The organism is Streptomyces sp. NPDC000594 (assembly GCF_040299965.1).
Lineage (GTDB): Bacteria > Actinomycetota > Actinomycetes > Streptomycetales > Streptomycetaceae > Streptomyces.
The window spans coordinates 21,712-35,862 of record NZ_JBEPCY010000007.1; the positions used below are offsets into that span (position 1 = coordinate 21,712).

10 protein-coding genes are annotated in these 14,151 nt (G+C 73.8%); 3 read left to right on the plus strand and 7 right to left on the minus strand.

The window, feature by feature from the left end:
• Positions 1–155: 155 nt before the first annotated feature.
• Together ABT354_RS12900 and ABT354_RS12905 are read right to left on the minus strand one after the other, a co-directional pair.
• The gene (locus tag ABT354_RS12900; RefSeq protein ID WP_351492666.1) at positions 156–1,163 is read right to left on the minus strand and encodes a terpene synthase family protein; all 1,008 of its coding nucleotides are present in this window, start codon (positions 1,161–1,163) and stop codon (positions 156–158) included.
• A 60-nt stretch (positions 1,164–1,223) separates the two neighbouring features.
• The gene (locus tag ABT354_RS12905) at positions 1,224–2,432 is read right to left on the minus strand and encodes a polyprenyl synthetase family protein (protein ID WP_351492668.1); all 1,209 of its coding nucleotides are present in this window, start codon (positions 2,430–2,432) and stop codon (positions 1,224–1,226) included.
• 408 nt (positions 2,433–2,840) lie between these two features.
• Here ABT354_RS12905 and ABT354_RS12910 point away from each other — a divergent pair, with 408 nt between their 5' ends.
• Positions 2,841–3,632: an SAM-dependent methyltransferase gene (locus ABT354_RS12910; RefSeq protein WP_351492670.1), complete on the plus strand. Its 792-nt coding sequence runs from the start codon at positions 2,841–2,843 to the stop codon at positions 3,630–3,632.
• 121 nt (positions 3,633–3,753) lie between these two features.
• On the opposite strand, the gene ABT354_RS12915 is transcribed toward ABT354_RS12910, so the two are convergent.
• A complete protein-coding gene (locus ABT354_RS12915; RefSeq protein WP_351492672.1) occupies positions 3,754–4,221 on the minus strand; it encodes a hypothetical protein in 468 nt (155 codons plus the stop codon).
• Between the two features lie 238 nt (positions 4,222–4,459).
• Entirely contained in the window at positions 4,460–7,096 is a 2,637-nt protein-coding gene (locus ABT354_RS12920) for a hypothetical protein (protein WP_351492674.1), read from the minus strand.
• 226 nt (positions 7,097–7,322) lie between these two features.
• Between ABT354_RS12920 and ABT354_RS12925 the strand changes: the two genes are divergently transcribed.
• Complete coding sequence (locus tag ABT354_RS12925; RefSeq protein WP_351492676.1) at positions 7,323–7,514, plus strand: hypothetical protein; 192 nt, start codon at positions 7,323–7,325, stop codon at positions 7,512–7,514.
• 148 nt (positions 7,515–7,662) lie between these two features.
• Here the strand turns inward: ABT354_RS12925 and ABT354_RS12930 are convergent, their stop codons facing one another.
• Positions 7,663–8,148: a hypothetical protein gene (locus ABT354_RS12930; protein ID WP_351492678.1), complete on the minus strand. Its 486-nt coding sequence runs from the start codon at positions 8,146–8,148 to the stop codon at positions 7,663–7,665.
• A gap of 248 nt (positions 8,149–8,396) precedes the next feature.
• Positions 8,397–9,443: a chymotrypsin family serine protease gene (locus ABT354_RS12935; protein ID WP_351492680.1), complete on the minus strand. Its 1,047-nt coding sequence runs from the start codon at positions 9,441–9,443 to the stop codon at positions 8,397–8,399.
• A 345-nt stretch (positions 9,444–9,788) separates the two neighbouring features.
• Between ABT354_RS12935 and ABT354_RS12940 the strand changes: the two genes are divergently transcribed.
• On the plus strand, positions 9,789–10,967 hold the full coding sequence (locus tag ABT354_RS12940; RefSeq protein WP_351492682.1) for a DUF418 domain-containing protein: 1,179 nt from the start codon (positions 9,789–9,791) through the stop codon (positions 10,965–10,967).
• 77 nt (positions 10,968–11,044) lie between these two features.
• Here ABT354_RS12940 and ABT354_RS12945 read toward each other — a convergent pair whose 3' ends face one another.
• Positions 11,045–14,008, minus strand: a complete 2,964-nt coding sequence (locus tag ABT354_RS12945) for an NACHT domain-containing protein (protein WP_351492683.1) — start codon at positions 14,006–14,008, stop codon at positions 11,045–11,047.
• Between the last annotated feature and the right edge of the window lie 143 nt (positions 14,009–14,151).

Consider the following 14,151-nt stretch of genomic DNA (forward strand, 5'->3'; position numbering starts at 1 on the left):
TGGTTTGACCGCCGACCCTGCCCGATGGTTGTACATCACGCGAGAGGTTTTCCCGGTGATGCCCTGCTCGACGAGATTCTCCTCAGCGGGGTTCCGCTCGACGGAGTTCCGCTCAGCGGGTTCCGCTCGGCGGGTTCCGCTCGACGAGGACGGTCTCAGCCGGGCAGCGCGGCGCCTCGGGGGACCTCCTGGGCGAAGCCGTCGGGACGGTAGCGGCCGGTGCCCGGCGAACGGTACCAGCGGTCGATACCGGTGATGATCAGTGTGGTCTGTTCCACATAGGGGCGGGCGGCGGCCAGCCGGGGATCGAGGTCGCTCAGATGCCGCAGCAGGGAGTCCAGCTCCCGGACATAGCGGTCGTGGTGGGCGACGACCTCGGTGATGGCCTCCGTCAGGGAGCCGCCCCGCTCCCGCTGGAGCAGCAGAACCGCGTTGAAGAGGTCGGAGGTGGGGGCGTCCAGCTCCTTGCGGAGCGAGTAGAGGTCGTTCTGGAGGGTGCAGATCCGGCAGAGCAGCGCCAGGGAGCGCTGGACGGCGGGGTGGTGGTAGAGGTCGTCCGGCAGCACCCGCCCCCGGGCGGCGTCGGTCATGTGGAAGAACGGGTAGAGACCGATGGAGTACTCGCGGATCAGCTCCAGCCCGGCCAGCGCGGGCATCCGGCGCAGCCCCTGCCGGAAGGGGGCCTCCGCGAGGAGTCCATGGGTCGCACAGGCCCGGAAGGAGGCGATCCAGCGATCGGTCCAGAAGCCGGGGAGGTCGCCCAGCTCCCGGCGGAGGACGGCGAGCAGCCGCAGGGGACCCGCCTCGTCCGCCGCCGGTTCCGCACCGCGCATGATCTCCACGGCCCGGTCGCACACGGCGGTCAGTTCGGCGGCGGTACCGCTCTCGTGGTGGTCGTCCCAGATCGCCAGCCAGAGCATGTAGCGGGCGATGGGGCGCATCCGGGCGAGGTCGCCGACGTACGGGAACATGGCCGCCGCTCCCAGGCTCAGCCCCTGGCGTCCATAGCGCTCCCGGTCGGCGGCGGGCAGCTCGGCGTAGAACTCGGCGAGCCAGGACAGTTCCTCCCGCCGGAGGGCCTCGTCGTGCTCCAGCGGGCTGACCGCCTCGGGCCAGGGATAGCTCAGGACGGGAACGGTCCATGGTGCGGAGGGTGCGGTCATGGGGCGGTCCTCTCGGGGCAGCGGGCGGGGGCGGGCGGGCGTACGGGCGCGGCGGGGGCGTCACCCGGTTCTGTCGGTGAGGGAGTCGGTGAGCGCGCGCAGACACTCCGTCACGGCGGGCGGGAATCCGGCCGACCGGAGGGCGGACAGGGCCTGGGCGCGGCGGGTGCGGATCATCTTCTCGACGCCGGCCCGTGCCCCGGCCGCGACCAGGAGGGCGCGGACCCGGGCGGCCCCCTCCTCGTCCAGCTCCGGGTCGCCGACGAGGTGTCGCAGCTCGGCCCGGTGGCCGGGGGCGGAGCGGCGCAGGGCGAGCGCCAGCAGCACCGTGTGCTTGCCCTCGCGGAGGTCGTCGAGGGAGGACTTGCCGGTGGCGTCGGGGTCGCCGAAGACCCCGAGGAGGTCGTCGCGGAGCTGGAAGGCCTCGCCGAGGGGGAGGGCGAAGGCGGTGCAGGCGTCCAGGAGCGGCCGGCCCGCCCCGGCGAGCACGGCACCGGCGTGCAGGGGGCGTTCACAGGTGTAGGTGGCGGTCTTATAGCGGATGATCTTGAGCGGGACATCCAGGTCATCGGTCGGGCCGCCGGTGGCGACGAGGTCGAGGTACTGCCCGAACATGACCTCGGTGCGCATGGCGTGGACGACCCGCAGCAGGGCGTCGGCCCGGGGGCCGGACGGCTCGGCGGCGTGCAGGAGTTCACAGGACCAGCCGAAGGCGAGATCGCCGATGAGGATGGCGGAGCCGGCGCCCACCCGTTCGGCGGCCTCGGGGGTACGGGTGCGGCCGTGGAGTTCGGCCAGGGCCCGGTGGACGGTGGGGCGGCCGCGGCGGGTGGCGCTGCCGTCCATGAGGTCGTCGTGGATGAGGGCGAAGGCATGGAAGAGTTCGAGCGCCGCCCCCAGCCGGACCACGGCGGCCGGGTCGCCCGAGCCCCCGGCCGCGTACCAGCCGCAGGCGGAGAGCAGGGGGCGCAGCCGCTTGCCGCCCCGGAGGACGAAGTCCCGCAGGACGGCGATGACCTCGGGGGGCATGCCGTCGCGCTCGGCCGAGCGGGCCTTGCCGGCCAGGAAGTCGTCCAGGACCCGGTCGACGGCGCCCCGGATGCCCGGGAGGTCGGGTCCCGGTCCGGTCGGCGCGGAGAGCGCCGGGGACAGCGGTGCGAGCGGGGAAGCCGGTGGAGCCGGGGGCAGCGGTGCGAGCGGTGGAGCCGGGGAAGGGGGCGAAGGCGGGGATGCCGGTGAGGGCGGGGACAGACGGACAGGGTCGGCCATGGGGAACATCGCGCTCCTCGGGAGACGGGTGAGCGGGGTGGACGGTCCGGGTAGGGGGATGTCCGTAACCAAAGAAACGTTCCGCTGTACCGTCCGGGTCATTTGATGGCCCAAGGATCAGAGGCGCACCCGGTCTGCCGCCCAACCCGTCCTCCCCAGAAGGCTCGCCCACCTCCGGAGCACCGAACGGCCCCGCGGGTCCCCTGCACCGCCCGGGAAACTACAAGCACTGACGGGTGAGCAGAAGTCACCCTTCGGGCGACCATTGTCATGAACTGGCCATTCATGCCCGCTCTCCGGGACCGCTCCCGCTCCGGTGCGAGGGGGTGCTGTCGGCCGGTTCGGGACGCATGGTGACAATGGGCGTGCCCCTGGCGAACCGTGCGGGGCCGACGCGAGGAGAACGTGATGAACGCAGGGCAGGAAGCCGCCACCCAGATCGACACCAGCATTCCCCACTCGGCCCGGGTGTGGAACTACTGGCTGGGCGGCAAGGACAACTACCCCGTGGACCGCGAACTCGGGGCGCAGCTCGCCGAGTCGTACCCCCAGATCATCGATATCGCACGGGCCTCGCGCCGGTTCCAGGCGCGGGCGGTCCGTCATCTGGCCCTGGAGCGGGGCATACGCCAGTTCCTCGACCTCGGCACCGGGCTGCCGACCGCGAACTCCACCCATGAGGTCGCCCAGAGCGCCGCCCCGGAGGCGCGGATCGTCTATGTCGACAACGACCCGATCGTGCTGGCCCATGCCCGTGCGCTGATGGTCGGCCGGCCCGAGGGCGCCACCAACTACATCCACGCCGACCTCACGGACGCCGCGACCGTGCTGAGCGAGGCGGCGAAGACCCTGGACCTGTCCCGGCCGGTGGCGCTGATGCTGCTCTCCACCCTCGGCCATGTGGTGGAGGACGCGGACGCGGCCGGGCTGATCCGCTCGTACCTCGACGCCCTTCCCTCGGGCAGCTGCCTGATCCTGTGCGACACGATCGAGACGCCGGAGTCCCTCGCCGCCTCGGACGACTACGCCGAGGGCGGCGCCCATCCCTACATCTCCCGCCCCGCGGCGACGGTGCTCTCCTTCTCCGAGGGACTCGACCTGGTCGAGCCGGGCTTCGGGTCGATCTCCCTGTGGCGTCCGGAGGGCGAGGAGGAGGGCGAGCCGGTGGAGCAGTGGGGCTTTGTGGGCGTCAAGCCGTAGCCGTGTCCGCGGTGCCCGGGCCCAGCCGTCCCGCCCCCGCGCTCGCCCGCTGCCCCGCCGACCGGCAGCGGGCGGGCGCGACCGGGGGACGGCCGGGCCCACAGGCCCCGGCGTCCCGGGGTCAGATGCCCGCCGACGCCATCTCGATGATGGAGCGGTAGTAGGCGGCGGTGGAGACCACACAGGCACGGTAGGTGCGGTTGTCCTTCACCACGAGGAAGTAGTCCTTGAGGTTCTTCCAGTACTTCACCAGATAGCTCAGACCCGGCATCCACGGCGCGGGCCGGGGCACCAGGGCGAACGCCTCGGAACAGGTGAGGATGCGTTCGGTGGCCTCCGAAAGGACAGTGGCCACCTCGGCGTTCATGTTCCACCCCGCGGCCAGCTGCGGGGTCCAGATCGCTCCGGCGATCTCCCGCAGCCGCTCCTGCTCCTCCGGGGTCGGGTCGGCCTGGAGCGGCGCCGCCGCGACGGAGGCCGCGGCGCGGGGCTCGGCGGCCTGGGCCGTGGTGACGGTGCCGACGGTGAGCAGCGCCCCGGCGGCGACGAGCGCGACGGACGAGACAAGCCGGTTCCTGCGCCTGGTCATGACATTCCCCTCCCTGTCCCCCGCCCCGGTGGCGGGAGCGACGGCACGCGTCTGCGCGACTTGACGCTGACATGACGATCTCCGTGCGTCAACGGTGCCTCGCGCCGGTACGCGCGCCGGGCGGGCGCCCCTCACGCGCCCCCGTCCCCCGGTGACCGCGCACCCCTGTCCCCGTGATCGCGTGACCGCGTGTCCCCGTACCCGTACCCGTTCCCCGTGATCGTCCCGGGTCGGTCGCTCAGCGCAGACACCGGTACTCGTCCTCCCGTTTCACCAGGTGATGGGCGAGACCGTCATGGCGGACCCGATAGAAGTTGCCGGTCTGGCGCAGGATCTCGCGCTGGTGCAGTGCGCCGAGGAAGGTGCCCAGGCGCCAGGGCAGCCGGCCCCGGAACACCAGCCAGACATGGGCGACCAGGGTCCTCGGGGTCGCGGTGTAACAGGCCCCCAGGATCAGCCCGAGGGCCAGCCCGAAGAGGGTGCCGTGCTGGATCCGCAGCTCCAGCGGGGCCTCGCCGCTGCGGCGTTCCAGCTCGATCTGGAATCCGAGGTCGAGCACGGCCATGACGGCGGTGCACAGCAGGGTCAGCCCGAGGACACAGCAGAGCAGGACGAGCCGGTCGTTGCGGAGCGATCCCCGGGCGCTGGCGGCCCGGCCGAGGGGTTTGGCCCTGCGATACCAGAACAGCAGCCCGGCGACGGTCCCCACGGGCACCCCCAGGACCAGCCCGAAGCCCCAGACCAGGGCGGCGGCGTACGCGGGCGGGAACTGGAAGGCCAGGGAGGCCCCCGCCGACGCCCCGATGGCGAAGGCGGGCAGGATGCCCCGGACCAGCGCGGCGGGAAGCCGCTCCACCCCGGGGGTGTCGGAGAAGTTGACCCGGGTCGGCTCCGGCGGGGCGCCGAAGGGGGCGGCCAGCGTCCGGCAGGCGAGCGTGGCCAGGCCCACTCCGGTGAGCATGGAGAGAAAGACATTGACCCCCTGGCCGCCCTCGGGGAGTTCGGCCCCCAGCAGCAGGGGCACCGTCATCACCCCGCCGGTCGCGGCGCACACTCCCACCGCCGTGAGCAGGGCGGTACGGGCCGGCTCCCCGGTCAGCCCGGCGCGGAAACGGAGCACCAGCAGCAGGACCGTACCGAGCTGGAGTCCGTCCAGGACCCCGGCGGGTCCATAGCGTGCCAGCCCCAGAGCCGCGACGGCGGTGCCCGCGAGAAGGGCGGTGAGCCGCTCGGCGGCCCGGTGCGGACCCCGGTACCGCAGCAGTTCGAGGGTGACGACGGTGGTGCAGCCGATGGCGAGCCCCCGGGTGACGCCGACCGGCATGAAGAGCGCCAGGACATAGGTGAGGACGAGCAGGACACCGCAGGCGGCCACCGGGACGGCGGTGTTGACCAGACCGTCCAGCCGCCACCAGGCGATGGCTCCGGCCGCCGGGTCCTGCCCCGCCGTACGGCCGACCAGCCAGGCGGTCCGGTACGGGGCCGAGCGGCCCCCGGGCAGGGGCACGGGATGGCGTACGGAGCGCCGCGCCCGGCCGTCGCGCGGCCGGGCCCGGAGACCGGGGCGGCCGGGAGGGCGGAGGGCGAAGGCCGCGTCGAGGAAGGCGGCCATCAGCTCCTCCCGCAACCCCGGGAGGTCGGTGTCGGCACGGGCCACCAGATCGGCCGGGGTCGGGGGGAGCCCCGCACGGAGCACCCCGGGTGCGCGGTCCCCGTACTGCCGCCAGGCGAGGTCGAGATGGAGCGGGGTACGGAGCAGCTCACCGATGCCGCCGGGGTCCGCGCTCTCCAGCCGCTCGATCACCGGGCCCCACTCCCCGGCCGGGGGATGCCCCGGGCGCACCGTCAGCTCGCGCAGATAGCGGGCGACCCGGGCGGGTTCGCAGGGCTCGATGCGGAACTCGGGAAGCTCGGGCACGGCGGGGGCGGGGGTGCGGTGGACCGCCTCCAGGAACCCGGGCCGGGTGAGCACCAGCAGGGGGTGCTCGACCCCGAAGGCGCCGAGCCGGATCCAGGCCTCCTCCCACTGGGTCTCCGGGAGTTCCTCCGGCCCGTCCAGGACGGTCCACACCGAGGGGTGGCCCACCAGCAGCCGGGGGAAGTCCTCGCCCGCCTCGGCCTCGACGGGGCGCAGGCTCGGGAAGAGCCGGAGCGCCTGCTCGGCGACCCAGTGGGAGAGGTCCTTCCGCTGGTCCTCCGGGTTCCAGGAGGCCGCCTGGAGCAGCAGGGGGAAGAGGGTGCCCCCCGGCTCCCGCAGGGCGCCGAGGGTGAGCAGCAGGGCCAGGGTGGACTTGCCGGAGCCGGGGTCCCCGGTGACGACGGCGCGCAGGGGGCCCCGGGTGGCGCGGCGCGCCTGGTCGAGGTAGAAGGCGCCCAGCTCCTGGGGGGTGTGCCCGGCCGGGGGCAGGGCGGTGCTCCGGGGCTCCGGGCGCAGGGGGTCCACCTGGATCCGGTCATGGGTGATCCTCAGCCCCAGCAGGACACGGGTGGGCAGGCCGCGCAGGCTCTCGTCCTCGCCCCACAGGGCGAGAGCGGTGCCGCGTTCGTCGTCGAGTGCGGTGGCGAGCATCCTGTTCAGCCGGTGTTCGCGGTCCTCGGGCCGCTGCCGGCCCGGCCCTTGGGCGGGGGCTCCATCGGCCGGGGCGCCGTCCCCGGGGGCGGCCGCGACCGGGGCGGCGGACTCCCCGCCCGCGCCGGACGGCGGCGACGGGGGGCCGAGCAGGGGCAGATAGGCGAGCACCGTCGCACAGACCGCGACGCCCAGCTCCCACCCCGCGACCAGGACCACCGGAGCGGTGATCGCGGCGGGCAGGAGCAGCAGCGTGGCCCGCCGTCCGTACCGCGCCCACCCCAGGGACAGTCTGCTCCCCGACACGACGTTTCCCCCGTTCCGCCCGAGAAGACCAGGATGGTGAGGAAAACGCTCTCTGTACAAGGAACCGGAGAGAGGATTATCCGGAGGCCGCGCTTCAGGGATAACGGGCGCCGAGCAGGTGTTCTGACCGTCCGTATGCCGGACCGGTTGCGGTGGGCCGGGGCACCGACCGTAGACTCGACTGCTGTCTCCGCCCATGGAGGCAGAGCGCCGCCAAGGGAAGAGGATGACCGCCGTGCAGGAAGCGCCGATCTATGACCGGCTCGTCGCGGAGTTCGGCGATATCCCCACGGAGGTCCGCCGGGAGGCGGAGCGCACGCTGCGCGACCTCGACCGGATCATCCGGCCGGGAGGGCCGCAGGGTCCCGTGGTCCGCCCGTACTCCGCGGGTTCGCTGCCCCCGGCGGGGCCGCGCTGACCGGTCGGCCTCCGCAGGAACGTGTCTGCGGTACGGGGGCGGCTGACCCTCCTTCACCAGGGCGGCCCGGCCCCATCGGGCCCCGGGAGGGGCGACCCGGCGGCGGTCGGGGTGATACTCCCCCGGCTCCCCCGCCGGGGTGGCCCGTTCAGCGGTAGGCGCCCCGGCAGGCGCTGGTGACGACGGGCGCGGCGATGCCCGCGGAGGCGTCGCACAGGATCCGCATGTCATAGGTGGCGGACGAGGAGCGGACCGGTCCGGGCCGCACGCTCGGCCGGGGCTGCCCGGCGGGTCGCGGGGTGTGCCGGGCCGGCAGGTCGTTCGCGATCCGGGGGATCTCCGCCACGGGCCGCTCGGGCAGGGGCATCGGCAGCGGCCTCGGCGGGTGGGGACCGGCCGTCGTACCCGCTCCCGCACCGGGGCTCCGGTCGGGGGCGACGGCGGGCTCCGGGGTGTGCGAGGGCACGGAGGCCGCGAGGCGGTCCGGGGCGCCGGGCAGCTCCGAGTGGTGCCCGGCGGGATACGGCCGGGGGGCCCTGGGTCTCTCCACGGACGACGGTGTCACCGACACACACCCCGTCAGGGTGAGCACGGCGGCGGCGAGAACGGCGAGAAGGGTGTCGCGCTGGCGCATTGACCCACCGTCCCGCGCCCGGACGGCGGTGGACCACCGCACACACCGAGGGTCACCGTCATGAGTGATAACGCCGATTGGCTACGTTCAGTTGGTGTGACAGCATCTTCGGCGACTCCGCGTGACCGGAGACGGGCCGGGGACCCATAGGACCGGCGGCGGCCCCGGGACCCGCGTGCCCTGCGGCGGGCCCCGGGCAGCGGACCGGCCCGGCCCCTGGGCGGGACCGGGCCGGCCGACCGACCGTGCTAGCCGGTCACGATATTCACCCCGAGGGTGCTGGCGACCACCGTCCAGGGCTGGACGAAGCCGGTGGTGGTGCTGCCCGCGATGACATGGCCGCGGATCCAGGCCCCGGAGGCGTCCTTGGCGTAGAAGGAGCCGCCCGAGTCACCGCCCTGCGAGATATTGCCGCCGGTGTAGGAGATGACCGGGCTCTTGCATCCGGTCTGGGTGCAGACCTGGGCCGTGATGCTGTTGGCCGTGTGACCGCAGTTCTCCCCGGTGGTCCGGCCGCTGTGACAGTAGTTGTTGAAGCCGACGACCGCGCCGCCCGCCGCGACCACGGGGATGCTGGTGTTGCTCACCACTCCGCCGGTGAAGACCCGGGGCGCGTAGGACTGACCGCCGAGCAGCTCCATGTCCACCGGCTCATTGGTGACGGTGGGCAGCCGCCGGTTGGAGACGGTGCCATAGGGGAAACGGCCGGACTCGGTGGTGACGGCCGCGCCGTTGGCGTAGCAGTGGCCCGCGGTCACCATGAAGCGGGTGCCCGCCGAGTTGGTGACGGCGTAGCCGGAGGAGCAGAGGCTGTTGCCGGAGAGCAGCCCGCCGCCGCCGTAGAAGGGCGGTGAGTCGTCACGGCGGTCGAAGCTGTCGGTGGGCGCGGTGCGCCGCAGCTCGATCGCCTCGGCGGCGTCGAGGACGGCGGCGGATCCACCGGAGAGGTCGGTGAGTTCGGCGACCAGCTGGTCGGGGGCGTCCGTTTCGAGGACGATCCGGCCGGTGGTGCCGTCCACATAGCTGGCGAAGCCGTAGGCGGTGCCCTCGGTGGAGACATAGTCGGCGATCCGGCCCTGGATCGTCTCCAGCGCGTCGGAGGCGCCCGGCGCGGCGAGCACGGTCGCGGCGGCACCCGCGTCGGGGGCGGCGCCGATGCTTCTCGCGGCGCTCACGCCGGGCTGCTCGCGTTTCTCCTCACCGCCGGACCCCTGGGCCTGGGCGGCGCCCAGCGTGGCCAGGGTGAGGGCGAGAGCGGCGAAGGTGCCGACCAATGTTTTTCTTGCCTTGAACATGACAATCCCTTCTGATGACCGCCGCTCCGGCGACCGGGGCGGGGCCATGGACCATGTGACGACCTACCGACATCCGACGGTGGACACCTCCGCACCGGATGCTCACTCACCGGACGGAAGGGATACCAAGGGCATTCTGGTCAGCATCCGGAAGGGCACGGAAGGCGTGAAGGCCCGGTCCGGGCGGTGGCGGCAGCACTCGGGGAGCGCCCGGCCACGCCACGAGCCGGGGCCGCGCTTCCACCCGCCCCACCCCGGCGGGCACCGGCGGTACATCTTTCGGTGTACCGGGGTTTCGTCTTGGGTCATGAGGTGCAGGGGCGAGGGCGCCGGGACGATGAAGAAGTGACACAGACCCTTCCCTCCTCCGCCTCCTCTCCCGCCCCGGCGGGACGCGGCCGGCTGCCCCTCCTCGACGTCCTGCGCGGAGCGGCGATCCTCGGCACCCTGATGACCAATGTCTGGATCTTCACCGCCCCCGGCGCGGAGTGGGGCGTCCTGACCGGTGCCAGCGGCTCTCCCTCCTTCGCCTCCTTCCCGGACGGGGTCGAGACGGTGATGCGGCTGCTGGCCAACGGCAAGTTCCTGGCCCTGCTGACGATCCTGTTCGGTGTGGGCCTGGCCATCCAGTACGGGTCCGCCGCCCGGCGCGGCGAGCCCTGGCCGGGCCGCTACCCCCGGCGGGCGCTCTTCCTCTTCGCCGAGGGGACGGTGCACTTCGTCCTGGTCTTCGCCTGGGACGTCCTGATGGGGTACGCGGTCACCGCGCTCCTGGTGGCCTGGCTGCTGACCCGCTCCCGGCGCGCCCGGGACCGGGTGATGTGGTGGGCGCTGGGCCTGCATCTGGCGCTGATGACCGTGTTCACCGTCGCCCTGGTCGCCGCGGGTGAGCAGGAGCCCACCCTCTCCCGGAAGGTGGCCGACCTGTACGCCCACGGCGGCTACGGGGAACAGATCGCCTTCCGCCTGGAGAACGCCCTGGCGCTGCGGCTCGAACCGCTGCTCACCTTCGGTCTGCTGCTCTTCCTCTTCCTGCTCGGCGTCCGGCTCTTCCGGGCCGGCGCCTTCGGGGACGACGCCACCGGGCGGCGCATCCGGTCCCGGCTGCTGCGCTGGGGCCTGGGCCCCGGCCTGGCCATCAGTGTCGGCGCCTCGCTCGCCGGCCCGGAGCTGTTCCTCCTCGACCGGTATGTGGGCGGCCCGCTCACCGCACTCGGCTACCTCGGGCTGATCGGCTTCCTGGTGGACCGGGTGCGTCGGCCCGGCCCGCTGATGAACGGCCTCACCGCCGTCGGCCGCGCGGCACTGTCGAACTACGTCTTCCAGAACGTGCTCTGCATGCTCGCCGCGTACGGGATAGGGCTCGGCCTCGCCGACCGCCTCGGGGACGCCTGGCGGCCCTGGTGGGTGATCGGGCTGTGGGTGGTGGTGTGCGCGATCCTGACGACCGGCTCGGCGTGGTGGCTGCGGCGCTTCCGGACCGGACCGCTGGAGTCGGTGCAGCGCTGGGCCCTGCGCCGCTGAACGGCCCCGCGGCGGAACCCGGCCCGGGGACACCGTGGACGGAACCCGGCCCGGGGACACGGCGGGCGGTCCCGGGCTCAGGGCCCGCCCACCGTGTCCCTGCGGCGGTCACGGCCGTGGCCGTCGCGGGAGGGCGGCAGCCGCCGGATCCCCTCCGGGGACGGCCGCGCGCCGGCGGGGGTCTCCGCCAGCCGCTCCTGGAGCCGGGCGTGCCGGAACTGGTAGACGGCACCGGCCTGGCGCAGCACCCCCCGCTCATGGGCGTCGGCGAGAAAGCTCATCAGCCGCCAGGGCAGCCGCCCGGTGACGGCGAGCCAGGCCCGCATCGTGGTGAACCGGCCCCATGCGGTGACATAGAGACAGATGGGTCCGGCGGGGAGGGCGACCGCGAAGGCGACACCCGGGTCGAAGAAGCCGAGGACCGGGGGGACATAGCCGGACTGGAGCCGCCCGTAGTGCCAGAGATGCCAGAGCAGGAACGCCACCGCGAGTATGGCGACGACCAGGCTGCGGATGAGGGCGGCCCGGCGGTCGCTCTGCAGACTGCCGAGGGGTCCGGCGGCACGGGTGACGTCCACGGGGGCGGAGAGCCAGCGGCGGATGCCCGCCGCCAGTCCGACGACCAGTCCGACGGTCAGGTCGCCCAGGATCGCGTTGCGCAGGGTGTCGGCGGCGAGCACCCGGCGCGGGGCGCGCTCCTGCCAGTCCCGTACGAGGGTGCCGGGGGCGAAGCGCACCGGGACCGGGGTGAGCGCCGGATCCGCGCGGGGCCCGCCCGTGTCCGTCACCGCGGGCAGGCCCAGGTACCACTCGACGGCCGGGGACTCGGTGCCGGTGGTCGCCGGCGGCCGGACCATCCGGTCGGCCTGGAAGCCCTGGGAGAAGAGCAGCAGCCGGACATGGGAGAGATAGCGGGTGCACCCCGTCGAGGGGACCCGCGGACAGTCCACCGCACGGGTGGCCAGGCGCTTCTCCCACCCGGCGACCGGACCGGCCAGCACCGTTCCGTCCCAGAGCCGGGCTCGGCCGCCGGCGTCCCGGAGCAGGGCGCCCGCGACGGGTCTCGGGAACTCGACATAGCGGGTGCCGTCCGGCTGCCGCCCGTACCGCCAGCCGTCCGCGCGTTCGGAGTAGCGGGAGCCGTCGGTGTCGGTACGGAGGGTGCCGCCCCCGGGCAGCCCCTCGTGGGCGGAGGCGCGGACGACCGTGACCGCCGCCTGGACGGTGCCGAAGACGGTGCCCGAGGTGAGTCCCGCGGTCAGGCCGACGGCGAGCGCCATGGGCACGATCCGCACCAGCCGCCGCAGCTGGGCGGAGGTCGCGCGGTGCGGACGGAAGGGCGAGAGGGAGGTGGGGCTGTGGGAGACGCCCATGGCGCGGGCGAGGATGGCGCTGGAGGCGCCGAGCAGGGCGAGCTGGAGGACCAGATTGGCCGGGTGGGTCTCGGCGTTCCAGTAACCCGACCGGCCCGCCTCGTAGGTGAGCGGCCTCAGGGCCCCGCTGACGGCGCCGAGCGCCGCCAGGGCCGCACAGCACGCCAGGACGCGTGGGACCAGTCCACGGGCCCCCGCCGCCGCCTGGGGCACCACCACATAGCCGAGCAGCCGGTGCACCAGGCCCATGCCGCCGAGGAAGGCCAGCGCCTCCACCCAGATCAGCCGTCCGTCGGCGTTGGGGCTCACCAGCCAGGAGACCAGCAGCGCGACCAGCAGGGTGGGCATCGTCCGGGCGGCCCGGTCCAGTCCGAGGCGGGAGCCGGAGGGCAGATCCCACCAGGCGAGGTCGCGGGTGCCCTTGCGCTGGAGGTGGCGGGCGACGAAGGCGAGCCGGCCGATGGCCCCGGGCGGCGCGCCGGCCGCCCCGTAGGCGGCGGGGACGAAGGCGTCGAGCAGATGCTCCTCCAGCTCCGCCCGGTCCGCGAAGGTCGGGGCGAGCAGGGCCCGCGGGTCGTCGGCGGTGTCGCTGTAGACGGCACGCGCCAGGCCGACCATCAGCGGGCTGCCGAGCACGGTGCGCAGGGTGCGGCAGACGGGGTCGTCGGGGGTGGCCTCGATCTGCCGCAGCAGGGGGGTCCAGCGGGTCTCCTGGGCCGAGCCGGGGCGCAGCCGGGCGGTGCGGCCGAGGTAGTCGCCGACGGTACGCCAGCTGAGCGGGCTGAGTTCGACCACGGCGGCCGAGGTGAGGACGTCGGCCGCCTCCACCACGGCGGCCCAGTCGCGCAGCCGGCAGGTGAGGACGACCGGATGGCGGTGGTCGAGCGAGCGGTTGAGGGTGTGGACGGCCTGGTGGCAGAGGGGGTCGGGGAGTTCGTCCAGGCCGTCGAGGAGGGGCAGCACCATCCCCCGGTCGAGCAGTTTGCGGGCCCGGCTCACCCCCGAGGGATCCCGGGAGGCGGTGGCGGGGTAGCCGACGATCAGCCGCTGCTCCAGCCAGTCGGTGAAGCCCTGTTGCTCGGGGTTCCAGGAGGCCAGTTCGACGATGACCGGAACCGGGTCGTCCGGGGCGCGCACGGCGATCAGGTCCAGGGTGAGCTGGAGCAGCAGCACCGTCTTGCCCGCGCCGGGCTCGCCGAGGACGACCAGCCGGCGGGAGGGGATCCGGGCGTACATCCCGGCGACCTCGTCCAGCTGACCGGTGAGGACCTCGGCCCGGTCGGGGAGATGGCCGAGACGGTCCGGGTCGGTCGCGATATTGACCCAGTGGTCGGAGAGATGGGCCTCGGACGGGGTCCAGCGCAGCGGCAGCGGCTCGGGGTCCTGGAGCCGGCGGGAGCGGGCCTCCTCCTGCCACTGCTCGGTCACCGCCTCGGCCAGTCCGGCGGCGGTGCGGCGCATGTCCTCGGGGCTCTCGCGCAGGGCCTGGGCGGCACGGGCTCCGCGCACCACCTCGATGCCGAGTCCGGCGAGGGAGACCAACAGCGCGAGGATCGACGCCACTTGGTTCCCGAATTCCAGGCTGCGGGCGGTCACCAGGGCGGCGAAGACCCCTCCCGTGATCACCACCGCTCCGGTCCACCACCAGCGACGCCGGTTCACTGTCACGCTCCGCCCTGTGTACCCGCTCCCGGCGGAGCGGGTTCAGCGAACGCTCCGTGGGCTGTCATCCGGTCCAACGACAGGTACGGGGAGGCGTCACGTGTCAGTTGGCCTCCCCCGGCGCGTACCGGAAGGTACGCGCCGGGGGA